The organism is Paenibacillus polysaccharolyticus (genome assembly GCF_023714295.1).
Taxonomy (GTDB): Bacteria; Bacillota; Bacilli; order Paenibacillales; family Paenibacillaceae; genus Paenibacillus; species Paenibacillus polysaccharolyticus_A.
The window spans coordinates 267,300-292,130 of the sequence record NZ_JAMAUN010000003.1; the positions used below are offsets into that span (position 1 = coordinate 267,300).

Below are 24,831 nucleotides of genomic sequence, written 5' to 3' on the forward strand. Positions count from 1 at the left end.
ATAATCCACAGCCTTCTTCACTCCTTCTCTTGTCGATCTTGGTTATCTTGGGGCTCAACCCGGGGAGGTATTGTTACAGGCATATCCCGCATCAGTGGATGAATAATCGTAACGCGGGTTCCCTCACCCTGCCTGCTGTCCAGCCAAATCCCATAGTCACTGCCAAATGATAATCTTAATCGTGCCTGTACATTCAACATCCCGTAACTTTTACCCGTCCACCCCGGTGAAGTCGATTCCAGACTCTCCATCGGCATATCCAGTAGCTGCAGCATCTCCGCCAGTCGTTCTTCGCTCATTCCGGCTCCGTCATCCTTAATTGTCAGATGTAACCGCCCCTGCTCCACATTCGCTTCTATGGCAATATGACCTGGGCCACGTCTACCCTTAATGCCATGGTAAATCGCGTTTTCCACCAACGGCTGGAGTAACAGCTTCAGCACATACAAGTTCTGAAATTCTTCCGGGACATGGATGGTGTAACCAAGACGATCCCGATATCTTGTCTGCTGAATCTGCAGGTAACTGCTGATATGTTCCAGCTCGGAGTGTAGCGGAATATAATCCTGTCCCTTACTGAGTCCGATTCGAAACAAACGGGACAGTGCCCCAACCATATCGGACACACCGTCAGCGCCTTCTTTTCGAGCCATCCAATGAATCGTATCCAGCGTATTATATAAAAAATGAGGCTTGATATGTTCCTGCAAACTGCGCATCTCCGCATCCCGTTTCTGCCTTTCTCTCAGCTCATTCAGCGTAATCAGCTGACGAATCTGACTCAGCATTCGGTTAAAACTATTTCCCAGCATGCCGATCTCATCGGCACGATCACTCCAGCGGCCTGCATTGAGATTGCCTGTTTCGGCTCTACGCATATAAGACATCAACCGAAAGATCGGCTGCGCAATGGAGCGGGAAAACCACAAGGATGCACTCAAACCAAACAAACACACGACAAAGACAAAACTGACCACGTAAAACTGAATCTGTCGCACCTCGGAGATCGACTCTTTGGTCGGGAACACCCCGACCGTTCTCCAGCCCGTAAAGGTAGATGACTGATACATGAATAATAACGCTTCGCCACCCACATCTTTCGTAAACGTTCCGCCCTCTCCCGAAGCAAACCAGCTCGCCGGAATATGTTCAATGAGCGGATGCTCCGGTTTATACACACTTTGTCCTTCGGCATCGGTGACCATGACATACCCAGATTTTCCAAGGGTTACATTACGAGCCGCCTGTGAAACGGACCTCAACTTGAGGTCAATGAGTACAGCTCCCTTTACAAGCCCTGTCGTTTCATCCGTGACAGAGCGGGCGACCGATACAATCTCATCATCCTTATACCGGACATGGGTGGTCATGTTGCGCTCTCGCGGCTGACCCAGTACCGTGAAAATTCCTGGTTGCATTGCAGCCTTCCGATACCAATCCTCCTCGGTCAGACGTTGCTCCTTTCGAGGATACATCTCATTGCTTATATAATCACCGTTACCGTTCACAAGCACGATACCTGCAATTTCCGGGTACAACGTTGTGAATCCTTGCAAAGTCTGTTTGATGCCATACAAACGGTTCTGTTCAGATTCCGTATACGCTTGGCTGGCTTGTCTTTCGATGCGTTCACGTTCTTGTTCACGTGTGTTCCCGTCTCCGCCGATCTTCTCGTCCATGAAAGCATTAACGTCTGGTTCAAACGCTATCAGGTAGGTCATATTTTGCAAGTTCTCCATCTTGGTATTCAACGCTTCATTGACCTTGCCAATCAGCTGCATCGTATGTCCCTCTACCTGTCGCTCCACGACCCGTTCTACCGTCCAATTCACGAGCAGACCCAAACCAACGGACGGCACGATGGCAAAAAGCAGAAATAGCAGCATCAACTGGTATCGTAGCGGCATGTTACGCAGACGCAGGCGGCGTACACCGTTCACAAGCTCAGAGCGCCATGTTCTCTGTTTATTTGGCATAATAATCATCCACATTCGAACGTGTCACGACCGAGATTCCCGTATCTACCGTTACAGGTAGCGGTGCATTTTCTCCTGAAGGCGAAGGCGCAGGCACAGTCAAGTGATGATGCAGATGGAACAGATATTGGAGCGACCAATATCCCATGTTCCAGGTCCCTTGTGCAATCGTAGCGGATATTGTGCCATTTTGGATCAGATCGAGTGTTGCTTTGTTCGTGTCAAAAGAAATAATGTGCAGCTTCTGACCATTGCCTGGATTGGCATTTTGAACCGCTTCCCCGGCTCCGGCGCCTCCCGTTGCCTCGGTGACAAATATACCCGCCAGCTTCGGATGTGCCTTCATCATCCGTATCGTTTCATCCCGGGATTTCAACGTATCTCCATGTCCATCCGCGATTTCAACGACCTGCATATTGGGGTATCGCTGCTGAATCGTTTCGCGGAATCCGTTGGTACGTTCCTCATGATTCTGCTGTCCCGGCAACGTTAATACAGCGACTTCTCCTTCACGACCGAGGAGCTCGGCCATTTTATCCGCTGCCGTTACGCCTGCCTTGTAATTATCCGTTCCCAAAAAAGAATACGCCTGGCTCCCCGGTGCATCGGCATCGAACAAGATTACAGGAATATCCGCTTCCACAGCTTTATTGATCGCTGGAATTAACGACTTTGGATCAATTGCGGATATAGCAATGCCTGCAGGTTTGCGCGCAATGGCCTGTTCAATCACCGTGATCTGCTCTTTGGCATCATACCGTGTAGCCCCGCGATATTCGACGGTCACGCCCAGCGCATCCGCGGCATCCTCAAAACCTTTCAGCGGGCTCTTCCAATATTCCAGCCCGGACTGAAACGTAATCATCATGTACGTCTCACCCAGATCACCGCGGAGTCCGCGGTTTTCCCACGAGCTGTTTACCTGACTGGTATATTCAAATCTCAATACATACAATGCAAACGCCGCAATCAGCACAATATAGATCAGCAGCATTTTTTTCATTTTTGTTCACTTCCTCAAGTGGTCTATGTCAGTCTGTACATCCTCACTCCGTTATCGATTGTAAACGCAATCATTCAAAAAGGGAACCTCTCTGCAATAATGTACTATAGCTCTGGTCTGCTCCGCCGTATGATTACGACAATGAACGTGAAATTTGAATCTATCATCGAAGAAGGAGCTTAACATGAATATACTAACCTTTTTAATCTACTGTATCGTTGTCACTTTCACACCTGGCCCCAGCAATATTGTCATTCTCTCTTCCACACAAAAAGTAGGCGCACGCCGCACCATGCCTTATGTCTGGGGAGCTACCTTAGCTTTCGGTCTGTTGCTGACCGCGTCTGCTTTGTTAAATCAGCTTCTCGCTGACGTCTTGCCAGGCATCTTGCAAGTCATGCAGATCATCGGCGGCATTTACATGCTATACCTCGCTTATCAGGTCTATCGAATGGGCTCTACTGAAGCCGCTCCCCAGGCTATATTAGGCTTTTGGAACGGTGTAATGATGCAATTCGTGAATCCCAAGGTTGTACTGTTTACCTTCACCGTCATTCCAGCTTATGTACTTCCTTACGTCGCTGCAGAATCATGGTCTGCGTTCTTCTATGTTATGCTGATTACATGTATTGGTTTTCTGGCTTACTCCAGCTGGGTGGTGTTCGGCACGATCTTTCGATCCTTGCTGAATCGTTACCAGCGAACATGTAGTATGATGATGGCTCTTTTTTTGATATACTCAGCCATTATTGTATCAGGTGTGATCTAAGGACTTATTTCATCTGAGGAGGTGTGCGGTATGGAACAGTTTAGCTACAAAAGATCAGAAGACGTGCTGGCTCTATCCGCCAGCTTCACCGATTTTACCTATAAAAAGCATTGCCATGAGGAATATGCCGTAGGCGTAACGCTGCGCGGCATTCAGCAATATCATCTGGAAGGTCACTATCAGGCCTCACATCCGAACGGTGTCATGTTGTTTAACCGCGAGCAATTACATGATGGAAGTTCCTATGATAAAGAGGGTATTGATTATGTGATGCTTTACCTGAAGCCTGAATTAGTTGAAGAAATTATGGGTAAAAAAGAACTTCGCTTCTCCACTCCCATCGTCTATGATCCGAAGCTTGCCCGAAGCATTCTCATGCTGAACGATGCCGTGCAGCACAGACAGGACGAAGCCGAGTGTAGCACCCGGTTGTTTGAACTGGTGCATATGCTGGCTCAGGAGGAACAGCCTGCAAGACTCTGGAAACCTCAGGACAGCCTTGTTCGCAAAGCAAAAGAAATGATGTTTTGCAGCACCGCAGACGTACTTAAACTGGATGATCTATCGGCTGCGTTCGGCCTGTCGAAGTTTCAGTTTATCCGTGAATTCAAAGCCCATACTGGCTTTTCACCCTATCAATTTTTCCTGAACTGCAAGGTCGAACATGCCCGTCAATCGCTTGAGAAACATAGAGACATCTATACCGCCGTGGCTGACTGCGGCTTTGTCGATCTGACCCATCTGAACAGACATTTCAAGCGAGTATTCGGTGTGACCGCGCATGATTATATGGTACAGCTCCAGCGTTAATATAGAGTTACAGTACTCGGACCGTATGCTCATCACCCACCGAAATCAAAAACACAGCTGAAAAATCAACATCCCCTTACGGAGTGTATATAGGTCCATAAGGGGATGTTTGGTCAGGTAAATTCCACTGCACGCTGCGTTCACTGCAGCTCTTGTCCTTCATATGGCCGCTCTCATACAAGCCTTCTATATATCACATACAACTCTTCTATGATAACAATACAGATGCTTTAACTATAAATATTATGCTCTCCGCTGTTTCTTTCTCCACAGCGAGCCACCTACCAGCGCAAGTATGACAACTGCACCCCCAGCATATAGCGAAATCATCCACGGATTGCTATATCCACTGCTACTGTCCGTGAAATCATCAGAGCTTACAGGAGTGCCTTTGCCCAACATATTAATTGCTTCTCCAGCCTGTTCAATCTGAAGATTACCGCTACATAGGCTGCTGTATAATTTGCCATCCTTATCATCCTGATTAGCAAAAATAAGATAAGACTGATCTTTTGCCAATGTTATTCCACAGGCACCTTCGCCCATATTATTAATCAATATGGTTGTCTTTTTTGCATCTACGCCTTTCCAGGTCGTGTCTACATCCAGCGTATATTTCTTATATTCCCTACTACTGATTATGGAGTCGCCTCCGATCTCGACTACTTTCCCCGTAAATACAGCGCTATACGTTTCCAACTTATCCTTGACACTGGATTCGACACAACTGCACGCGTATGCCCGCTCCCCTGGCCAAACCATCACATTTGCTACAAAAAACAACAGAACTAAAACGGCCGCCCCCACTCTCCTCATCCTTACATTCTCCCCCTTTGAATTATCTTGAAGCCTCTCTTATCTTATTAACGTCTCCATTTTCGTTTTTGTTTGTTTTATTGTAGAATGTTAACACTATGTTTCGAGCGAACAATACTTTCGTTCAACAACGATAACTATAATCAAAAACATCATGGATGACGGAGGAATTAACATTTGAAGCACAATTTGACGAACAAAATCTCCATTCCGCTGCTGGTTGCAGCGTTATGCCTGTTCGCTTTTATCAGCATTGCGCTGTCCATTAGCGATAACCAGATTCATCGTTTTGATGCTGTACTCATCGACTTGATCCAAGGCATGGAATCACCTGGAATGACCCGATTTATGCAATTTTTCACCTGGATTGGTAGTGAGCTTCAGGTCGTTGTTATTACGGTCATTGTCATGCTGATCCTCTATGTTTTCCTACGCCACAAACGCGAACTGCTCTTTCTTGCCATCGTGCTTGCAGGCTCTACGCTACTGAATGCCGTGATCAAGCTGCTGTTTCAACGAGCTCGCCCAACTATTAACCGCATTATCGAAGTAAGCGGGTACAGCTTCCCCAGCGGACATTCCATGGCGGCGTTCAGCCTTTATGGCGGACTTGCCTTTCTGATCTGGAAACATATCCCGACCTTTGCCGGGCGTGTATGTATGATTGCAGCCAGTGCTGCCTTTATCCTGATGATCGGCATTAGCCGGATTTATCTGGGCGTACATTATCCTAGTGACGTCGTTGGCGGTTACTTTCTGAGCGGGTGCTGGTTATTCACCTGTATCTGGTTCTACAGACGTCATTTGCAGCGGCTGTCTGAATTACAAGCCAGAAGCTTCGCCTAGTCGCATGTTACATGCTTCATCGTAAAAACCCCAACGACCGAAAGATCGTTGGGGTTTTGTTATCTTTTGATTACAGCTGTTGAATTACAATTTCTCTCCATTAGAAGCAATCACATCTTTGTACCAGTAGAAGCTTTTCTTCGGTGTGCGGCTCAAGTCACCGTTGCCATCATTATCTTTGTTGACATGAATGAAACCATAACGTTTCTTCATCTCACCAGTCGATGCACTTACAAGGTCAATACAGCCCCACATTGTATAAGCAATAAGGTCAACGCCGTCTGCAACCGCTTCTTTCATCTGCTCAATATGACCTTTCAGATAATCAATCCGGTAGTCATCCTGAATGGAGCCGTCTTCTTCAATTACATCAACCGCACCCAGACCATTTTCCACAACCATTAATGGTACCTGATAACGATCATAGAGGTGGTTCAGCGTATAGCGTAGTCCTTTCGGATCGATCTGCCAGCCCCAGTCGGAAGCTTCGAGATAAGGGTTTTTGATACCACCCAACAGATTTCCTTCCGCTCGATCCAGCGATGCATCCGCACTTTCCACGAGAGACATGTAATAACTGAAGGAGTAGAAATCTACACAGCCTTCACGCAGCGTCTGCTCATCTTCCGGTTGCATTTGAATTTCAATGCCTTCTTCTGCGAAGAAACGTTTTGCGAATCCTGGGTATGCTCCCCGAACCTGTACATCGCCACAGATCATGTTGGACAGTTGATCTTTCTTCTGTGCAAGCAAAATATCATCCGGGTTGCACGTGTTCGGATACGTTGTCATGAAAGCAACCATACAGCCGATTTTGAAATCCGGGTTGATCTCGTGTCCCAGCTTCACCGCTTTGGCACTGGCCACGAATTGATGATGCAGCGCCTGGAACCGAGTCTGTGGCTGATCTACGCCGTCCGTCAATGTTTCTTTACCTTCAAACAACAATCCACCTGCCATATATGCACCAAGCGGCATTGTCAGACAGTTAATTTCGTTAAAGGTTAGCCAATATTTTACCTGATCCTTATAACGATTGAAGAGGGTTGTACAATAACGGATGTAAAATTCGATCACTTCACGAGAAGCCCAGCCGTTATATTTTTGTGTCAGGCCAAACGGTGTCTCGTAGTGGGAGATCGTCACCAATGGCTCGATATTGTGTTTTTTCAACTCGGCAAAGACGTTATCATAGAACTTCAAACCCTCTTCGTTTGGCTCCAGATCGTCACCGTTCGGGTAAATGCGAGACCAGTTGATCGACATGCGGAACATTTTGAAACCCATCTCGGCCATCATCGCAATATCTTCTTTATAATGTCCATAAAAATCAACCGCTTCATGGCTCGGATAATAGGTACCCTCTTCAAGAACAGGTGTAATTCGGCGCGGCGTGGTATGCGTTCCGCCTGTCATCATATCCGATGTGCTCGGCCCTTTGCCATCCTTATTCCATCCGCCTTCAAACTGATTGGCAGCCGTTGCGCCGCCCCAAAAGAATCCGTCTTTCATTTTCATCATGCATTTCCTCCTCTAATATAGACGGCTACTAGAGCACGTCTGTGATCTTCAATCCACTAAAATACGCTGAGAACTATAACGTTATAGTCCAAGTGTAGCACCCATACCCTGACAACGGTTGTCATGATATAATTGGGTCATGGAACATAACCGATTATTCCGAATGTTGTTGCTGTTGCTGGAAAAAAAGAAAACGACCGCCCCGGAGCTTGCGCGCCTGTTCGAAATCTCGGTTCGCACCGTATACCGGGACATTGACCGCCTGAGCGCGGCAGGCATTCCCGTCTACACAACAACGGGCAAACACGGCGGCATTCATCTGATGGATCACTATGTCATGGACAAATCGCTGCTGAACGAGGATGAACAGAATGAAATTTTGCTGGGCTTGTACAGCGTCAGCGCCATTCCTCATTTGAATAGTGCCCGGATGTTGGGCAGGTTAACGACCCTTTTTGATCATAAACTGGACTGGATTGAATTTGAGTATTCTCCTTGGGGCAGTATTCCCGAGCAAGAGATGCAGCTATTTAATCAGGTGAAACAGGCGATATTCGCAAGTCAATTGCTATCGTTTCATTATATCGATTCCAATGGAGAAGCGAGTGTGGAAACGGCGCTGCCGGTGAAGCTTATTTTTAAAAACAATACATGGTACTTCAAGGGTTTAAAACAAGCCCCCCCTGTGACATCCGATTCGTCAGACACCTTCATCACGTACAAAATCAAGCGGATCACAGAACTTCGCTTTGTGCCCGGCGCTTACGAGCGTACCGAGGTATATACGTTGAAAAAAGAGAATTTAACTGCGGACAGTAATAAAGGTCAAAATAACGACATGGAAGGAGAAACTAGGGAACAGCCGGATGAGCAGATCGAACTCGAACTACTCTTTGAACATTCAGTCGCCTACCGTGTCTATGACCTGCTTGATCCCGCTATCATTCAACAAGAGCCGGATGGCAAGTTGCGAGTCTCTCTTCAGCTTGATCAGGGTGAACGGCTGTACTCTTTTCTACTGTCCTTTGGCTCGAAAATAAAGGTGATTGCACCTATAGAGGTGCGCAAAGAGCTGCTTCGCAGACATCAAGAAGCCGTCGCACTTTTATTGGAAGATGATGGGCACAAAGCCGAGGATGATGGTACAATATAGTATGGATCTATACCATTTTATTTTAAAATTGGATCAACAGGCATATAGCGATGTTGGGAGGACACACATGAATCAGCAGATCAGACATAATAACGTGGAACGCTTTAAAGGATTTGGCACATTGTATGATCAAAACAGACCCGCTGCTCCCCGCGAAGTCGTCGATATTTTGACTCATTATCTGGGCAAGAAACCGCGCTTCGTGGCTGATGTTGGCTGCGGAACAGGGTTATCTACCTGGATCTGGCTGGATCATGCCGAGCGAGTAATCGGTGTGGAACCTAGCGAGGATATGCGCTCCGTGGGCATTGCGAAATGGGAAGCCGCAGGCAAACCGGATCAGCTTCGTTTTGCGGCCGGAATGTCACATGACCTCGGCCTGCCTGATGACAGTGTAGATATTCTGACGTGTTCCCAATCGTTTCACTGGATGGAGCCCGAATCCACCTTGCGCGAGTTCGCACGGGTGCTGCGTCCAGGTGGTGTTTTTGCCGCCTACGACTGTGACTGGCCGCCAGTATTGGACTGGCAGCTTGAAGCAGCATACCAGCAACTGGTGAGCACTGCGGATGAGCTTGCTTCACGTTTATCGAGCGCAGGGCAACAAGCCCATAAATGGAGTAAAGAAGGCCATTTGCGGCAAATTCAACAATCCAGGCTATTCCGTTATAGCCGGGAAATTGTGTTCCATCATCAGGAGCCATTCACAGCTGAGCGTTATGCCAACCTGGCTCTTAGCCAAGGCGGACTTCAGACAGCTTTGAAGCTGGGCGCCACGGAGTTGAATGACATGGCAGATGACTTCAGACGCCGGGCAGAGCTTGTTTTTGACGGAAAATCGAAAGAAGTGCTGTTCTCCTATCGCATGCGAATCGGTATCGTTTAAAATAAAAGCATATCAAGATATAAAAATATACGAATGATGATTCTTGAAGGGTTGTGACCGCTTTGATTAACAAAGAGGTGCTGGAACAAGATCGCCTTTTCATCAAAAGCTGGCTGGACGCATATTTCGATTCTCCTCACCGCGATATTCTAATGTCTCATCCAGCCAAAATGGAAGAAGAGGACTATGGCGTTCCTTCGAATATGCATGATGGCGAGGTGGATGAAGAGGAATGGGTTCGCTGGAGAATGCTGGATTCAGAGGTTACAGTAGATCAGATTAACGAATTAGTTGCTAATTATGTTAAGCCTGGTTCGGGTATGTATAGCTCATCTTTCTCTCTGCCGCCGCTCTATACGGCCTATCTGAGTAGCCGATATGTTCTGAATGTGTATCTTCGCTATGAAGGATTTACGATCGAATTACCGAATCTACCTTCTGACTACCCCCTTCGGGAATTACGCAACCTCTGGTCATCATGGGAATCACTCATTAAGGCGGGATATATTCCATTTGCCTCCTATGAAGATCATGCGGGGCCTGTCTGCTGGGATACGAGTAAACCAAATGATGACAATGATTATGCTGTTGTGTGGTTCGATCACGATATATTAACAGAAGAGGGACAGCCCAGCCGGGAGCAGCTTGAACACTACGCACAGCCTCTTTTTCACTCTTTCCGGGCAATGCTGATGCGTTCTCCTTCAAGCACTCGTTCTTAATTTAATTGTAGAGCTACAAATAAAGAGCGCCGTTCCCGTTCATCGTCCGCTTTGACTTGGGGAGGGCGCTCGAATATTATAACTCTAATTTCCTGAAATGAACCGCGAGAATGCTACAGTTCCATTTTGTACAGCTTTTTTAAAGTGATGCTAAGGATAAGCAGATCAAGATGAGAATATTAAGACGAGAAAAGATGATTCAACTGTTGTTCCTGCACTTGAAGAGCAAGAGCCACCTTGGAAGGGTCCTGCGGCGAATAAAATACGTTAATGATATGTCCCTGCTGAACCTGCGACATCGCAGAGGGCAGTATTTCTTTTTGCGTAGTCACCTCAAAGGTTTCACCATTTGACTTCGTAATACTCAGTTTAAGCTGTAGCTTGATGTTGCCATTCTGTCCGCTTCCCATAGGGGTAACGTCCATAATTTTAGCCAGCCCCTTCTCTCCTGTGCGCGCAATATCTACCATCTCCGGTGCTATACCTTGCTGCATCATCTTTTCATTCAATAGTTGCTGCATATGCTCTTGCGACACCGTTCCATGGTGATCCAGCCCGACTTTGCGCTCATCCTTCTCGGAAACGACAAGCGGTATGATGGCTCCCGGCTGCAACTGGGACAACAAGGTCAAAGGAACGATGGTTCTTAATTCTGTATCATACGTTTCCCGGCCTTGACGAGACACTTTCAGCATCATTTTCACTTCCGGCTGTTCATTAATATAAGTGCCCGTCTGCTGAATACTTTGGATCACACCCACTGCTGGCAATCCCGATTTGATCTTGCGCTGTCCCAAACTCGTACCGAATATAGACGAAATGACCAGTAAACCAATTCCTCCAAAAAGCATCGGTTTAAACCACCACGCCTGCATAACCATAAACGGATCATTCCACAGCCACTGAGCTATGAACGGGGAAAATCCTGTCCCAAATACCATCAGTAATCCAATCACTCTAAAAAAACGACTCATCTCTATCACCCTATCTATCTAATTTATGCTTATACCTCTGTTTACTGTGTATCTTTCTATTTACGTATGTCTATTTCTCCTTGTTATCTGTAACAAACAAACTAAAAGTTATAATTTTTTCCAAACACATCTTACCTTTATTTACATTTTCCAGCCTTTGGTTATTCGCCTGTTGAACCTTTCAATTCAAAGTTGAACTCTTGCTGTACTTCAAACTCCTTCACACCTTGCCACCTAAACTGAAAGAAGTCCCATATAAATCAGTTCAGAAGGATTCGCCGGATGCTGTCCCAAACCGACACGATCACCCACACGCGGAATCTGCAGCTTGGACACCAGTGTTTCCATCGTGCGCTGATACGTGCGACCACCCGTTTCAGTGACTTCAAGTACAAGCACCACAATAGGATCAAAGTTAATTAATTTTCCCGTATCCGTTACACTGATCACGGTTCCAGTTGCCGTCAGTGGCAGCGATCCGCTTGCAGCCAGTTGTGCCTGCTTAGCCGAGTCCAAACTTTGGTTGATGGCATCCCGATGTTCCTTGGGTACAAATCCTTTCATCATCATGCCCGTAAGCCCTTTGTTCATTACGCGATCTGCTTTGGCAACAGCATCTTCCTGTTTGTTTTTACGTGTAAACCATCCCAACATATCGAACACCTCATTTGTTTTTTATTGGTATGATTAATTATAAACACAACATAGCCTATATGAATACAGATCTGGACACATACAAAAGAACCGAGGAGATGTGCTGCTTAAGACAACATTCCATCAATTTATTTGTAGCTATGCTTACTTTTTCCCAATAAAAAAATTGTTCTTACCGACTCAATGAGGAATAAGCCATTTATTTTTGTGAATTTGTCCGCTACTTGGCTCTGATTACAGTTACTCAGAGTGGTCAAATTCCTATTTTTAGACGAATGCACACTCGGCACCTTAGCTCTATTAAAGATGCTTATCTAGCAAACATTCAGCAATAAAGACAAACTTACAGCATACATCTACCATCTACCGCACAAAATTCACACACATATCTCTTCAACATTTAAAATATTCTACTGAGAAGTTGAAGCTTTGCAACCCATTTATTTATTCTAACGATCTCAGATAAGCTTATTTGAGCAAAATAGGCCATTCTGAAATTGTAACGATCACGAGAGAGCTTATTTCACTGAAAAACAAAGAAAAAGTCCAATTCGGCACTGATTTTCCTAAAATAAGCTCCACTGTGATCATTAGGATACCAAACGCCTGAAATTCGCAGAAATAGCGTCGCTGGTGATCGTTAGACAATAAACCTCCTTATATTGTCCTATCCTGGCTTGTCTTAATCTACTCTACTCTTAATTCACCTTTTGCTTGTCCTGTCTCATTGCCTTACCTTACCCTGCTACAATCTATATCCCTTTACATTACTGCATCTAGCCAAGCGGTCCGATACTTACGATACACAATACGTTCCAGACCTACTCTATCTGTTCTATCTTATCCTTCTACTTCCTAAATTCCCCTTAACCGATCACCTTATGCCTGCACTGCTTTCCCTTCCTCCAAATTTCAATCGATTTACCTTACCTACCTTACACCTGCCTTACCTGCCCCAACCGGCCTTAAAACTTAACCTTTACTTCGTTCTCCGAAGCAAATACACCAGCTTGCGATAATAACCTGCCGCCTCTTTGTACCGCCGCTGATCCTCACTCACCACAGCCAATCCTTCATATAAGGATTCCAGGCGTAGCGGTTGCTGCACAGACTCAAAATACGGCAGACAAGCCAGGGCTTGAGTTATAAAGGTGGCCTGTTCCCCGTGTGCCAGCGCCAGCTGACTTTGATAAAAAACCGCGTTCATTCGCTGATCCTCTGTGACAGCACAACTTAACAGTTGATCCACACTTTGCGCCAGCATGCCCCAATTTTTCCGAGCGGAGGCAACCTCACAGCGATACACCAAAAGCAACGGTTTCATCGCCTGCTGCGTCTCCTTCGTTTCTGCCTGGAGCAGGTTTTCGAATCGCTCAATCTCAGTCTGCGCCTGATCTAACTCTCCTGACATCGTCAACATGACAATTCGATTGTTCGCAATAGCCGTCACCAAATCTCCCTGATTTCCGGCGTAGACCAGATTCGCCTCAGCCATCGACAACGCGGACAAAGCTTCCTGCAACAGTCCCATCGTAAAGCAATATCCGCTGTATGCCACGTACAGACTGGATAAACGATGAAACAACCGCTGATCATACACCTGTTTCATCGTCTGTTCAAATGTGCGCTTAGCATCCTCGTACTGCCGGGTATGGATATATGCCTCCATCTGAATATTCTGGGTCGACAGCCATAGCTCGCTTCCAGGCTCCGTCAGGGCGCTCAGTCTGGTCACATGAGTGAGCACGTCCACAAATGCCTGCTTGGATCGGTAGTATTGAATTTTGTAAAATAGCAAAGCTTTCGTAAGCGGCCCAGGTAGGTGCACGTCATCCGGTCGACCATATTTCTCCAAATAAAAATTCAGATACGATGTATGTATATATTCATGCGCAGCGGCATCATTTAACTGCTGATAGTAGACCGCCTTCATCAAAGCAGTCGTCAGTTCCACCATAAGTGAATCATCCTGATCCTCCAGAGCATGTACCGTTTCTTCCGGGATCGCCGAGGCTGGCAGGGACATCTGTACAAAAATCGTTTCTGCTCGTGCCAATGTCTGTTCATCCTGCGCTGCTGTCCGCAACAAATAAGAGGAGCTTACACCCAAGCGCTCAGCAATACTCACAGCCAAATCGTCGGGCAGCGGATAACGCTCTGCCAAGATGTTTGCAAAGTGTGCCTGCGTAACCAGACCTTCTACGAGGTCTTTGCGTGAGATTTGTTTTCGTTTGCTCAAAAACTCGATCCGTTCTTTCAGCATAACTAGTTTATCCTTTCATTATGAAGGTCTTCTCTTTCTCTATAGCGAGTCTACCATCTCATCATCCCCAAATGAAAGCCGAGTGGCCACCCCCGTACTATCCTTCCAGCAAAATTGACAAAACGGTTTCCGTTTCGGACATAATTGTTTTACAATAGGGAAGATGTATACGTACAATATACGAAAAAAGCGTAATGAATCGATCTAAAGTTACACATGAATTGAACACGAAAGGGTGCCACAACAATGATTATCAAACCAAGAACACGTGGTTTTATTTGTACAACTTCCCATCCTGTCGGCTGTGCGGCACAAGTGCAGGAGCAGATTGACTATGTAAAATCTCAGCCAGAGATTCAAGGGCCCCGCAACGTGCTCGTCATCGGCGCGTCCACAGGTTACGGACTGGCTTCGCGCATCGTCTCCGCTTTTGGAGCAGGCGCTAATACAATTGGTATTTACCGTCCCTCCAGCTCTACGGATAAACGAACCGCTTCTGCGGGGTGGTATAACTCTGCGGCATTCGAGAAGGCTGCGGATGACGCAGGCCTGAAATCCTACAGCATCACTGGTGATGCTTTTGCCAATGAAACCCGCGATAAAGCTGTCGAACTGATTCGCAGCGAATTGGGTCAAGTGGATCTGGTCGTATACAGCGTTGCTTCGGCACGCCGTACCGATCCAAATACAGGCGAAGTGTTCAACTCTGTGCTAAAGCCGCTTGGACAAGCATACACCAACAAAACCGTCAATTTCCATACAGGCGAGATCACTTCAGTAACTCTCGAAACTGCAACAGAAGAAGAGATTCGTCAGACAGTTAACGTCATGGGCGGAGAAGACTGGGAACTGTGGATGGACGCATTGCAACAAGGCGGCGTACTCGCAGACAATGCAACAACCATTGCCTTCTCTTACATTGGCCCTGAACTAACACACGCCATTTATCGTGATGGATCCATTGGTCAAGCGAAGGCTCATCTGGAAGCAACGGCACGCAAAATGCATGAGCGTCTGAGTGCGACAGGCGGACGTGCTTACGTTACCGTAGCCAAAGCACTGGTTACCCAATCCAGCTCGGCCATTCCAGTTGTGCCTCTGTATATTTCCGCCTTGTACAAAGTGATGAAGGAAAAAGGACTGCATGAAGGATGCATCGAACAGTTGCAACGGCTGTTTGCGGAGCGTTTGTACGCTGGCGGTGAAGTTCCAACAGATGAGCAAGGACGCATTCGGATCGATGATTGGGAGATGAGAGCAGACGTGCAGGAAGAAGTGGCGAAGATCTGGAACGAGTTGACGTCTGAGAACATCTATGACCTGTCCGATCTTGAAGGTTACCGCCGCGAGTTCTTCCAGCTGTTTGGTTTTGAAACCAATGGCGTCGATTATGAGGCCGACGTGGATCCAAACGTTGAAGTACTTCATCTCGTTCAGTCATAAGTTTAATGTACATTGCATCCAGGGAGGAGCTGCCATGCTTCTCCTTTTTTATTTCCATACGTCTCCTTCCATCCTTCCACGCACACATTCATCACCTTTTCCTGACCTACTCCGCTCGAAGAGAAAATAAAAAGAAGCACCACCATCCTGGATGATCTGCTTCTTGTGTTTGACCTTTTGTAATTTTTCCTGCTTGGATGGCGTGAGGCGAACATGTTGCGATAATGCCCCATAATCCCCATTCACTCTTCGGCTTTGCTCGGGAGTCCATTGTCCTGATCGTGTTGCTTTACGTAATGCTTTTTGTGTCTGTGTACGTGCCATAATGATGAACACACTCCTTCAGTTGTACTATGTTCAATATATCATGTGTAACGTTGCAAGTGAAGGTGCAACTATAATTGAGGACTTTACATCTAAGTAATCTTAAACTTGTTTAACGAAAAGTCATAACGTCTCTTTAACCATTGAAGTGACCTACTTATGATGTTTGTAAATACATATGTATGAGTGATCCAATAGGACGTTCAAATTTTTAAAAAAATAATCCCAACCTTTATTTCTCCTGGCACACTATATAATTGTCAGGAATTACAGACGCAAATATGGAGGAAAAAATGGATTCAATCAGTAATAACGGAAAAGAAGCCGCGGAAGCGATTCGGAACTATGTCAAACCGATTTTCGGTTTTGCGTTAAACCGGGTCAAGCACCGGGCGGAGGCGGAGGATCTGGCTCAGGAGATTATGCTGCAGTTGTTGAAATCCTTCTCTGGGGCGCGGGACATTAGAAGCCTTGACGCTTACGTCTGGACGGTTGCTCGATACACTTGGGTGAATTGGTTGAAAAAGCGCGAGCACGCTCCGCAAGTGATCGAAATCAACGGTATGTCTGAACTGTCTGCCGCCCCTTCCCGGGAGCCGCTTGACCGGTTGCTGGCAACCGAAGCTTCACGCGAGCTGCGCCGAGAAGTCGCGTTTCTGTCCGACATCCATCGACGGATCGTGGTCATGCACTACTACGATGAGCTTAAAATCGGCGATATCGCGATTGCTCTGAACATTCCAGTAGGCACGGTGAAGTGGCATTTGAGCGAGGCTAAGAAGAAGTTACGGAAAGGGATGAAACGTATGCGTACAACAGGAACTTTAAGTGTCAATCCGGTCAGCATGGGGGAAATGGGCCATTCGGGTTCGGCCGGCAGTTTGGGCGAAACCAACGATTTTCTTGGACGCGCCTTGGCGCAAAATATCGTTTATGCGGCTTATCACAAGGCGCGTACCGTACATCAAATCGCGGAGGAACTGGGAATGCCGCCGTCTTTGTTGGAAGGCGAAGTCCGGCACCTGGCTGATTACAATTTTCTCCTCCAAACCTCTCCCGGTAAATACCAAAGCAATACCATCGTCTGGGACCTCTTCGAGTTGGCTGTAGCCGGTCACCAATTTTGGCAAGATTGCGCTGCCGAAGTAGCCGATGTTCATTTTGACGCGTTAATGGAAGTTCGCCGTCAAGTTGAGGATAGCGGAGTGTACGTTCCGGACGACGACTATAACTTCCTGCTCTGGACCTTGCTGCCCAAAAACATCGAGGAGCAATCCTGGCGGAGCATGCCAGCGGGCGAAAACTTCGATGCGGTCGCACCAATGCGAAAGGACGGAGGTCAATATATTGCCTATGCGGCGTTAGATCGAAGCCACTATCCCGATCCGGGTTTTGATATGGGTAGTTACGTCACCTTCGGTCCTTCGATCCGCTACGTCGAAGACACTCCTTTATACTTATGGCAATTCAATACTTACTGGAGCGACCGCGAGACGGATTGGCGTTTCCTGGAATACCGGAATGTCGAGATTTGTCATGCGTTCCAACAAGGGGAACTGCCCGACAACGAAGATAACGCCGAGCAATATTCGTTCCTGCTGGAGAAAGGATACATCCGCAAGACGAAGGAGGGGTACAAGTTCAATGCGGTTTGGTTTGACTCTCCGCAAACGTTGGATCGGTTGAACAAGGCAATGCCGGATTTGTCCGCTCTGTATGCGCCTGCTGTCGGCAAACTCTATGACAAAATGCTCAACCTGTTCCTGCAAAATCAGCCGAAACATTTGGAGCCGCAGCTTGCTTACATGGTGAGAGGCAACACCGGCGGAGGCCGGCTGGTCGCTTATATTTTGAAGCATTTGATCGATAACGGGAAGCTGAAACCGCCGTTGCCGCACCAGCAGAAGACGATTTCAACCTGGATGGGACCAGTCAAGTAAGCCGGTTCGGAATGTATACGAAGAACGTATGAAAATGATTGAAAACTACCCATGATGCATGTGCGTCATGGGTAGTTTTCAATCGCAATTATATATGCCGGATTTCTCCTTTACCTTACTGACATCAGGATCGCTTGCGCCGAGACTGCCACGTCTCAATGGGTTCGTGGTCATGCTCTTCGATCAGTTCCATCGCTTCGTCCAGCCTGCGCGACTTAAACAGGGCAATCAGCTCGATCAAGTCCTCGCGATCCAGCAGTTTTACCTCATTCACCGCAGCCAGCGTGCGGCAAGCCTCCGTGTACCGGGCAGAAGTCAGTACAATGGAACGATCGGCCTCATAATAACGCATCGATGTATAAATCTCCTGCACTGCACTAAGACCAACCGGATGATTCGCCCCGTATCGTTTGGCCTGAACCACCGTGCGTCTGCCCAGTCTGTCCACAAACACGAGGTCTGCACCGAAATCCCGACTACTCATGGTTTTGTGAACCTCGTCATAACCAAGCTGCTCGAACAGATTGTTGAGATATAACTCGAACTCTGACCCATCCTCCATTTTATCGATATCCTTGATTGAGATTTTCTGAGGATTCGCTTCACTTCGTATTCGCTGCCCACGATAAATAATCCGCCGAGTCATCCAGGTTAACAACAACAACAGGACAATGCCTGCGATGACCCATAAGACGATATTTTCACTCCAATTCATGTCGTTTCTCCTCATCATTGTTACTTCGTATTTCTCTTGTCACAGCCCTAAATATATCAAACTTCAATAGTCATCTAAAGAAGATGAATTCCCTGTAACTGTTTGACCTCTTATAACATCGCATTATCACATCCAGGGTGTAAAAAGGTTACAGCGTGTTCGGTTGAATTCGACTAGAAATCAATGGTAGAATTCTACAATCGGTGTTATTTTGACCGAAGATGAAAGGTGGTTTATCACTTGCATACTACTTATATGAATCGTAAACGCAAGTCCACGACTTGGGCTGTTCTTGTGCTCGGTGGCATGCTTCTCTTGAACATGAATACTACTACAGGATACGCGGCGGCATCCACAGAATCCTTGCCTAAACCGACATGGACCTCTTCCTCCCTCATGTTAAATGAGGCTAATACGGAAAAGGACGTCATGATCAAGAACATTTACTCTGTACCTGCTAAAAATCTGGTATATGTACATGCTTCTCAGCCCGTAACCAAAACCAGCAGCAAAACAACGCTGGACTGGCAGCTCGATTCACTTCAAGCACTGGATGCCAAAACAGGACAGCTCAAGTGGAGCACCATTTTCCATGAGAAAAACGGCCCTTATACAACCTACTCCAACTCAGTATATGCAAGCAATGGTACAGCTTACGTGTATATGGAGTATTCGGATAAAACCAAAAAATTATATTCTTTTAATACGTCAGGCAAGGTCAACTGGGTAAAAACCGTGAACTCGTCAGCAAACATCTCACTGATGGATAACGATAATCTACTGGTCGCTACAAGCCAGGGTGTACAAGCCAACGGCTCAGTACGTTCTACCCTCTCTCTATATGACAAAAAAGGGAAGCTGTTGACCGAAAAAACAATTGCAGGCACCGTGCTCAAAGCGGCTCAGGGCAGGATTGTCGTCGATGCGAGCAAACAGGTCAAATCGGGTAACTTCTGGCAACCGGCTGCCAATCCCAAAATCGAAATCTACGACCCATCGTTAGAACGTCTGTCCTTCTATCAATTCCCGGCTGATGCCAATACACAAGGAGATGGTGGCGGTGAAGCTTTGGCCATTCTGGATGATGGTTCTGTTCTGATGCGTGCCAACTTCGAAACCGCCGGCAATCGCTTGATGGGATTCGGTTCGGACGGCAAGCTTGCATGGGGGCGTGCAATCGCTGGGGATGCGTATATTCAAACAGCGGGTAACGGGTACACCGTGCTCACTGGCTCCAAGCTCGAGCTATACACGATGAAAGGCAAAGTGACAGAACGGATGTTCAAGGATGCTCAGCCTGTGCTCATGCATGTTGACCGTACACAAGACGGACAATACCAGCTTGATTTTGCTAAAACAGGATATATTCTGAACCCGCAGACATTGGAAGACGTGCATGTGTACACCGTCAGCACTGCTGTTCCTTCATTAGAAAGTATCTCCACTTATATGAATGATGTGATCTATTCGATGAAGGGTGAAGCTCTTTCTAAGTATGCACTCAAGTCGTCGTCGGCTAAATAATGAATGTTGCTCTTACCTGACATAGCTTTAGTCAAGAAAAAGCCGGAACAGCTCCTCGCGGTGCTCTCCGGCTTCTTTTATTTCCAATTCTCGTTAATGAATTCGTCCCTACCGGACAGTGCCCGGTCTTCCTTGTAATGCTTCTCGTTTTTCTTATGATAGTCCTGGTGGTAATCCTCTGCCGGGTAAAAAGTTACGGCATCCCGAATCTCGGTCACGATGGGCTGATTGAACCGTCCACTGGCCGCGAGTTCCTGTTTGGATTGCTCGGCAAGCTGCCGCTGGCGTTCATTGTGTACAAAGATGGCGGTACGATACTGCGATCCTCGATCCTGAAACTGTCCTCCATCATCCGTGGGGTCAATCTGAGGCCAGTATAATTCTAGTAAGCGCTCGTAAGGGAATACATCTGGATCAAATGTAATCTCCACGACTTCCACGTGCCCCGTTTCCCCAGTCTTCACCTGCTCATAAGTCGGATTTTCGACATGGCCACCTGTATAACCTGATACGATACCGTGGATGCCTGGTTGTTCTTCAAACGGGGTAACCATACACCAGAAACATCCGCCGGCAAACGTTGCTTTTTCCATTCCTTCAACTCCTCTGGTTCAAAACAATATCATGAAAGCATGAGCGCAGACACGCATTCATTCCTACATTGTAAAACAACAAGAGGTTGATGGAAAGCCACCGCAATGGCTCTTCATCAACCTCTTCATTCAGCTTCGCTTGGAAGCATTCCTATCCGTATGGTTCATACAGCTTTCAGCTGCACCCTAATTTCTTAGTCAGGAACATCGCTTGCTCTAATTTACCCGCGGCTTCGTCCCATCGAACGGAAGATCAAGCTGACAATCGCTACAAGCACAATCGCACCAATCAATGCTGGTACAATGTGGAATCCGCCCATCTCAGGACCCATGTCTCCAAGAATCACTCCGCCTAACCATCCACCGATAAAACCAGCAACGATATTACCAATAATACCGCCTGGGATGTCACGACCAACAATCAGACCTGCGAGCCAACCAATGATACCACCGATAATTAATGACCATAACCAACCCATATCATTCACCTCTATTTTAAAGTTTTTGTTGCGTCTGACTACTATTAACCGCTCCGAAGGCATTTAAACAACTAGCATTAAAATTGTTACATATTACCATTGTCCAAAATGCTTCCTTCTCTGCTAACAGGCGCTCCGCGAGTGCATGACTACAGGCCGTGTCCGTTTCCGGCATCTCATCAGCATATGGCTGCGATATGTACCTCCCGAAAGTCATTGTATGTTACCAAAGACAAGGTTAGTATACCCAGCGAAGGTGAATTTATATTTATGGCTCAGAACCATTTATACTCCAAACTTTATAGTCCATCAGAATGGTATCAGTCAACGTATTAGATCAGAAAACAAGACTCATATAACAGATCAATAAAATCCAGCCCGACCCTTGCCCGGTTGTGCAAGCCAATTATGTTTATGACTTTTGTCCAGTTCTCCCCGCATGGACTGAATGACCTGAACAATATCGGTTTGCCCGTTCTGATGCCATTCCAGGGCAACACTGACATACAATTCCCCGAGTTGTGCAAGCGAGAACGTATCTGTCAAACGGGCTGCCTCGATCGATCCTTCCTCACCTGCAAACACGCTAAATCCACGTTGCCGCAAATACTGCAAGCGTAAAGCTTCATCAGGCAGCGGAATCTCATAGGCCCGGTCGAATCGTCCGGCACGATTCATGAGACCTGGATCGATTTTTTCCGGATAGTTGGTCGTGCCGATCAAAAAGATTCCTTCTTTGGACGTCGCACCATCCAGCGTATTCAGGAAAAAGGAGCGAACTTCATCCGGCATCGAGTCGATATCCTCAATGATCAGCACCATCGGTGCCAGTCGTTTGGCTGCATCAAACACTTCACGCACAGACTCACTATTGGTGTATTCGGTAATTTGCCAGTACGCAGCCGGGCCAGGAATACTGCCTGCTATTGATTTCACGAGCGTTGTTTTTCCGTTTCCTGGATGCCCATAGAGCAGAATGCCGCGTTTATAGGGGATATCATAGTCCCGGTAAAAGGATCGATCCGCTTCAAAGAACTGATCCAAGGAGCGAAAAATATCCTGTTTGATCTGTGCGGAGAGAACTACATCTTCTCGGCTCACCGAACGAGTTATGGACTCCACGTGACGGTCACTGCCATTACGAGCATCCGTGTAAACCGTTACTTTCTTCATATTTTGCTGACGTTCGCGTTCCCTTACACTTCCCAGGAAATGCTTCATCTCTTCATCCCCCACAGCGAACACAAAATCTTCACTGTAGATCCCGTTCTCCCGGAAAAAAGGTACCCGTACCAAAGCTACGCCCCATTGGGGATAAGCAAATACGTTGTTGCGGATGGAATAATGTACACCGTATGTTGGTACATCTCCATCATCATCGTAATGCAGTGCTTGGAGCTCTAGATCCTCAAATATACGAGCAACAAGCTCAACCTCGTCACTTCCATTCTGCAAGTCTTCCCGCAGCAATTCCCAATATTCGTTGTTCGGATCAGAGCTTGAATATAACTTGTATTCAACGCCGTAGCGCTTCCGAAGCGCATCACTAATTCCTCGAATCAGTCTCGAATAGACCGCGTACCCTTCAACCCGGATACGTGTATCATGCTGTTCGTCATAGGAGTAGATGGCTTTTTTTTCATCCATTGGATTCATCTGTTTTTCGTTATCGTTCATCATTTCGCTCCCTTTACCGCAGCAAGCGGTTTACATTTGGCTACCACTTGTGCCAGTCTGGCGCCGGTAACACTATCTATAATCTCATCAACGTTTTTATAAGCCTGAGGTGATTCATCAAGAATGGATTCCAAGGATCGTTGGTTAACAACAATCTCGTCTGCCGTTCCTACACCAAGGGCTGTAGCAAAATCCTCAACCGTCACCAATCGTTTTGTTGCAGTACGTGACCGTATACGGCCCGCACCATGACATATCGAATAATAGTTGTCTGAGCCTTCTGGCTGACCGACCATGATATAAGAGGCCGTACCCATCGAGCCAGGAATCAAAGCCGGATGCCCTGTAGCCATGTATGGTTTTGGATTATCCTGATGGCCTGCAGGCAATGCCCGGGTTGCTCCTTTCCGGTGTACAAAGACCGAACCACGCTCCTCATGGGACTCCTCCCAAGCATAGTTATGCATCAGGTCGTACAGTGTCCGGAATTCGCATTTTGACCCAAATACATCCCGGAATGCTTCCCGGATGGCATAGGCGATGAGGTGGCGATTCACTACGGCATAATTCAAAGCAGAATACATCATGTTGACGTAATGGCGACCTTCCGCATGCTCCAGCGGGGCAAATACCAATCGGGGATCGGAAGTTCCAAGGTCCAGCCGCTGCATGACTTTGGCAATCGCTGCCGAACTTGTCTGGCTGACATATCCGCCCCATGCTCTTGAACCAGAATGAATCATCACAGCTATCTGTCCATTATAAAGCCCCCAAGCCTCGGCCACTTCACGATTTTCCTCGGCAATCTCAATCGCCTGAATCTCGGCAAAGTGATTCCCGCCACCCAGTGTACCGAGTTGACGATGCGAACGATGCCAGGTCATATCTGGAACAAGATTCAGCACATTCTCATCATACGTAAATTTGCTACTTTCCACATGCGTCAGGGAAGTAGATTTTTTCGGTGTATAACTGTCCGGAATATATTTTTTCGGCAGTCCATGCAGTCCCTTTTTTACAATGTGCTCTAGCCTTATATCTGAGAAATGGCCACGCTGGCTAGCTTCCATCGGTAACACCTTTTCAATCGCTTTAACCAATTTGCGGCGCAACTTTACCTCTTTCAGATCATCCTTATGCAGATTGGTCAGATGCACTCGCATGCCACAGCCGATATCACTGCCTACGATAGAAGGTGATACATATCCGCCCTGTGCCTCCCATACCGCTGTCGTTCCAATACAGGTTCCTACACCGACATGCACGTCCGGGGTATAACCCATATAAGAAATGTTTGGAATCTGCAAATTATTGTTAGCCATCTCAAATACTTTGTAGTCCAGAGAAGAGAATAATTGCTGTGCCGCATATACCGTAAGTTCTCCCGCCGGTAATTTCACTTGATGGCGATAATTTTCGGCCATGTTGCTAAAATTTTCAATATTGTTCATCTCGTTATTCATAAATAAGTGTAATTCCTTCCTGTTCCGTTCAGCAAATTTAGTTTTGCTGCGTGTTTTTTGAAAAAATACATAAAAAAGCCATGGACTGATCGTCCATGGCTTCTACTGCATGACAATAACGGATAACAGCACAATGGAGTTTGCGCCTGTCATCCATCGCTGGATACCGCGAAGAACACACATTGCCTATAGCACTACACGCTGTACTCTATAAACAATATGCCCGTTCTTTATGTCGACCGTATGAGGCCAAAAAGACGATGAGCCGGATATACAATTG

At 46.8% G+C, this 24,831-nt stretch carries 22 protein-coding genes; 9 read left to right on the top strand and 13 right to left on the bottom strand.

Going from position 1 to position 24,831, the window contains the following annotated elements:
* Positions 1 to 17 precede the first annotated feature (17 nt).
* Positions 18 to 1,985, bottom strand: coding sequence for a cache domain-containing sensor histidine kinase (locus M3629_RS11980; RefSeq protein ID WP_251506600.1), 1,968 nt, complete (start codon positions 1,983 to 1,985; stop codon positions 18 to 20).
* Entirely contained in the window at positions 1,966 to 2,979 is a 1,014-nt protein-coding gene (locus M3629_RS11985; protein ID WP_251506320.1) for a substrate-binding domain-containing protein, read from the bottom strand. Before M3629_RS11985 ends, M3629_RS11980 begins: the two co-directional genes overlap by 20 nt.
* Positions 2,980 to 3,163: 184 nt before the next feature.
* On the opposite strand from M3629_RS11985, the gene M3629_RS11990 reads away from it, so the two are divergent.
* Together M3629_RS11990 and M3629_RS11995 are read left to right on the top strand one after the other, a co-directional pair.
* Entirely contained in the window at positions 3,164 to 3,748 is a 585-nt protein-coding gene (locus M3629_RS11990) for a LysE family translocator (protein WP_251506322.1), read from the top strand.
* A gap of 30 nt (positions 3,749 to 3,778) precedes the next feature.
* Positions 3,779 to 4,558 (top strand): AraC family transcriptional regulator, encoded by a 780-nt coding sequence (locus M3629_RS11995; RefSeq protein WP_251506324.1) that lies wholly within the window; start codon positions 3,779 to 3,781, stop codon positions 4,556 to 4,558.
* 243 nt (positions 4,559 to 4,801) lie between these two features.
* Here M3629_RS11995 and M3629_RS12000 read toward each other — a convergent pair whose 3' ends face one another.
* The gene (locus tag M3629_RS12000) at positions 4,802 to 5,374 is read right to left on the bottom strand and encodes a hypothetical protein (protein WP_251506326.1); all 573 of its coding nucleotides are present in this window, start codon (positions 5,372 to 5,374) and stop codon (positions 4,802 to 4,804) included.
* A gap of 177 nt (positions 5,375 to 5,551) precedes the next feature.
* On the opposite strand from M3629_RS12000, the gene M3629_RS12005 reads away from it, so the two are divergent.
* The gene (locus M3629_RS12005; RefSeq protein ID WP_251506328.1) at positions 5,552 to 6,220 is read left to right on the top strand and encodes a phosphatase PAP2 family protein; all 669 of its coding nucleotides are present in this window, start codon (positions 5,552 to 5,554) and stop codon (positions 6,218 to 6,220) included.
* 84 nt (positions 6,221 to 6,304) lie between these two features.
* Here M3629_RS12005 and M3629_RS12010 read toward each other — a convergent pair whose 3' ends face one another.
* Complete coding sequence (locus M3629_RS12010; protein ID WP_285888684.1) at positions 6,305 to 7,738, bottom strand: glycoside hydrolase family 1 protein; 1,434 nt, start codon at positions 7,736 to 7,738, stop codon at positions 6,305 to 6,307.
* 142 nt (positions 7,739 to 7,880) lie between these two features.
* Here M3629_RS12010 and M3629_RS12015 point away from each other — a divergent pair, with 142 nt between their 5' ends.
* The 3 genes from M3629_RS12015 to M3629_RS12025 all read left to right on the top strand — a co-directional run bounded on the left by M3629_RS12015 (position 7,881) and on the right by M3629_RS12025 (position 10,502).
* Positions 7,881 to 8,894 carry a helix-turn-helix transcriptional regulator gene (locus M3629_RS12015; protein ID WP_251506332.1) on the top strand — a complete coding sequence of 338 codons (1,014 nt, stop codon included), beginning with the start codon at positions 7,881 to 7,883 and terminating at the stop codon, positions 8,892 to 8,894.
* Positions 8,895 to 8,961: 67 nt separating this feature from the next.
* Positions 8,962 to 9,780 carry a class I SAM-dependent methyltransferase gene (locus M3629_RS12020; protein ID WP_251506333.1) on the top strand — a complete coding sequence of 273 codons (819 nt, stop codon included), beginning with the start codon at positions 8,962 to 8,964 and terminating at the stop codon, positions 9,778 to 9,780.
* A gap of 62 nt (positions 9,781 to 9,842) precedes the next feature.
* Positions 9,843 to 10,502, top strand: coding sequence for a hypothetical protein (locus tag M3629_RS12025; RefSeq protein ID WP_251506334.1), 660 nt, complete (start codon positions 9,843 to 9,845; stop codon positions 10,500 to 10,502).
* 179 nt (positions 10,503 to 10,681) lie between these two features.
* Here M3629_RS12025 and M3629_RS12030 read toward each other — a convergent pair whose 3' ends face one another.
* From M3629_RS12030 to M3629_RS12040, 3 genes are all read right to left on the bottom strand, one after another.
* Positions 10,682 to 11,476 carry a hypothetical protein gene (locus M3629_RS12030; protein ID WP_251506336.1) on the bottom strand — a complete coding sequence of 265 codons (795 nt, stop codon included), beginning with the start codon at positions 11,474 to 11,476 and terminating at the stop codon, positions 10,682 to 10,684.
* Between the two features lie 234 nt (positions 11,477 to 11,710).
* On the bottom strand, positions 11,711 to 12,130 hold the full coding sequence (locus M3629_RS12035; RefSeq protein ID WP_251506339.1) for a hypothetical protein: 420 nt from the start codon (positions 12,128 to 12,130) through the stop codon (positions 11,711 to 11,713).
* 979 nt (positions 12,131 to 13,109) lie between these two features.
* On the bottom strand, positions 13,110 to 14,393 hold the full coding sequence (locus M3629_RS12040; RefSeq protein ID WP_251506342.1) for an XRE family transcriptional regulator: 1,284 nt from the start codon (positions 14,391 to 14,393) through the stop codon (positions 13,110 to 13,112).
* A gap of 246 nt (positions 14,394 to 14,639) precedes the next feature.
* Here M3629_RS12040 and fabV point away from each other — a divergent pair, with 246 nt between their 5' ends.
* On the top strand, positions 14,640 to 15,836 hold the full coding sequence (fabV, locus tag M3629_RS12045; protein ID WP_251506344.1) for an enoyl-ACP reductase FabV: 1,197 nt from the start codon (positions 14,640 to 14,642) through the stop codon (positions 15,834 to 15,836).
* Between the two features lie 48 nt (positions 15,837 to 15,884).
* Here the strand turns inward: fabV and M3629_RS12050 are convergent, their stop codons facing one another.
* Complete coding sequence (locus M3629_RS12050; protein WP_251506346.1) at positions 15,885 to 16,160, bottom strand: hypothetical protein; 276 nt, start codon at positions 16,158 to 16,160, stop codon at positions 15,885 to 15,887.
* 293 nt (positions 16,161 to 16,453) lie between these two features.
* Between M3629_RS12050 and M3629_RS12055 the strand changes: the two genes are divergently transcribed.
* The gene (locus M3629_RS12055; RefSeq protein ID WP_251506348.1) at positions 16,454 to 18,100 is read left to right on the top strand and encodes an RNA polymerase sigma factor; all 1,647 of its coding nucleotides are present in this window, start codon (positions 16,454 to 16,456) and stop codon (positions 18,098 to 18,100) included.
* Positions 18,101 to 18,224: 124 nt separating this feature from the next.
* On the opposite strand, the gene M3629_RS12060 is transcribed toward M3629_RS12055, so the two are convergent.
* On the bottom strand, positions 18,225 to 18,815 hold the full coding sequence (locus M3629_RS12060) for a restriction endonuclease (protein WP_251506351.1): 591 nt from the start codon (positions 18,813 to 18,815) through the stop codon (positions 18,225 to 18,227).
* Between the two features lie 240 nt (positions 18,816 to 19,055).
* Between M3629_RS12060 and M3629_RS12065 the strand changes: the two genes are divergently transcribed.
* Complete coding sequence (locus M3629_RS12065) at positions 19,056 to 20,339, top strand: PQQ-binding-like beta-propeller repeat protein (RefSeq protein ID WP_251506353.1); 1,284 nt, start codon at positions 19,056 to 19,058, stop codon at positions 20,337 to 20,339.
* Between the two features lie 77 nt (positions 20,340 to 20,416).
* Here M3629_RS12065 and msrA read toward each other — a convergent pair whose 3' ends face one another.
* From msrA to M3629_RS12085, 4 genes are all read right to left on the bottom strand, one after another.
* Positions 20,417 to 20,932 (bottom strand): peptide-methionine (S)-S-oxide reductase MsrA, encoded by a 516-nt coding sequence (gene msrA, locus M3629_RS12070; RefSeq protein ID WP_154887601.1) that lies wholly within the window; start codon positions 20,930 to 20,932, stop codon positions 20,417 to 20,419.
* Positions 20,933 to 21,153: 221 nt separating this feature from the next.
* Positions 21,154 to 21,411: a GlsB/YeaQ/YmgE family stress response membrane protein gene (locus tag M3629_RS12075; protein ID WP_090915436.1), complete on the bottom strand. Its 258-nt coding sequence runs from the start codon at positions 21,409 to 21,411 to the stop codon at positions 21,154 to 21,156.
* A gap of 363 nt (positions 21,412 to 21,774) precedes the next feature.
* Positions 21,775 to 23,088, bottom strand: a complete 1,314-nt coding sequence (locus M3629_RS12080) for an ATP-binding protein (protein WP_435368214.1) — start codon at positions 23,086 to 23,088, stop codon at positions 21,775 to 21,777.
* Positions 23,088 to 24,551, bottom strand: coding sequence for an RtcB family protein (locus M3629_RS12085; RefSeq protein WP_435368211.1), 1,464 nt, complete (start codon positions 24,549 to 24,551; stop codon positions 23,088 to 23,090). The genes M3629_RS12080 and M3629_RS12085 overlap by 1 nt, the downstream gene beginning before the upstream one ends.
* Positions 24,552 to 24,831 lie beyond the last annotated feature (280 nt).

Excerpts from the sequence above, each read along its gene's own strand:
- M3629_RS11980 (WP_251506600.1), bottom strand. The coding sequence starts at position 1,985 with ATGATTATTATGCCAAATAAACAGAGAACATGGCGCTCTGAGCTTGTG.
- M3629_RS11985 (WP_251506320.1), bottom strand. The coding sequence starts at position 2,979 with ATGAAAAAAATGCTGCTGATCTATATTGTGCTGATTGCGGCGTTTGCA.
- M3629_RS11990 (WP_251506322.1), top strand. The coding sequence starts at position 3,164 with ATGAATATACTAACCTTTTTAATCTACTGTATCGTTGTCACTTTCACA.
- M3629_RS11995 (WP_251506324.1), top strand. The coding sequence starts at position 3,779 with ATGGAACAGTTTAGCTACAAAAGATCAGAAGACGTGCTGGCTCTATCC.
- M3629_RS12000 (WP_251506326.1), bottom strand. The coding sequence starts at position 5,374 with ATGAGGAGAGTGGGGGCGGCCGTTTTAGTTCTGTTGTTTTTTGTAGCA.
- M3629_RS12010 (WP_285888684.1), bottom strand. The coding sequence starts at position 7,738 with ATGAAAATGAAAGACGGATTCTTTTGGGGCGGCGCAACGGCTGCCAAT.
- M3629_RS12015 (WP_251506332.1), top strand. The coding sequence starts at position 7,881 with ATGGAACATAACCGATTATTCCGAATGTTGTTGCTGTTGCTGGAAAAA.
- M3629_RS12020 (WP_251506333.1), top strand. The coding sequence starts at position 8,962 with ATGAATCAGCAGATCAGACATAATAACGTGGAACGCTTTAAAGGATTT.
- M3629_RS12030 (WP_251506336.1), bottom strand. The coding sequence starts at position 11,476 with ATGAGTCGTTTTTTTAGAGTGATTGGATTACTGATGGTATTTGGGACA.
- M3629_RS12035 (WP_251506339.1), bottom strand. The coding sequence starts at position 12,130 with ATGTTGGGATGGTTTACACGTAAAAACAAACAGGAAGATGCTGTTGCC.
- M3629_RS12040 (WP_251506342.1), bottom strand. The coding sequence starts at position 14,393 with ATGCTGAAAGAACGGATCGAGTTTTTGAGCAAACGAAAACAAATCTCA.
- fabV (WP_251506344.1), top strand. The coding sequence starts at position 14,640 with ATGATTATCAAACCAAGAACACGTGGTTTTATTTGTACAACTTCCCAT.
- M3629_RS12050 (WP_251506346.1), bottom strand. The coding sequence starts at position 16,160 with ATGGCACGTACACAGACACAAAAAGCATTACGTAAAGCAACACGATCA.
- M3629_RS12055 (WP_251506348.1), top strand. The coding sequence starts at position 16,454 with ATGGATTCAATCAGTAATAACGGAAAAGAAGCCGCGGAAGCGATTCGG.
- M3629_RS12060 (WP_251506351.1), bottom strand. The coding sequence starts at position 18,815 with ATGAATTGGAGTGAAAATATCGTCTTATGGGTCATCGCAGGCATTGTC.
- msrA (WP_154887601.1), bottom strand. The coding sequence starts at position 20,932 with ATGGAAAAAGCAACGTTTGCCGGCGGATGTTTCTGGTGTATGGTTACC.
- M3629_RS12075 (WP_090915436.1), bottom strand. The coding sequence starts at position 21,411 with ATGGGTTGGTTATGGTCATTAATTATCGGTGGTATCATTGGTTGGCTC.
- M3629_RS12080 (WP_435368214.1), bottom strand. The coding sequence starts at position 23,088 with ATGAACGATAACGAAAAACAGATGAATCCAATGGATGAAAAAAAAGCC.
- M3629_RS12085 (WP_435368211.1), bottom strand. The coding sequence starts at position 24,551 with ATGAATAACGAGATGAACAATATTGAAAATTTTAGCAACATGGCCGAA.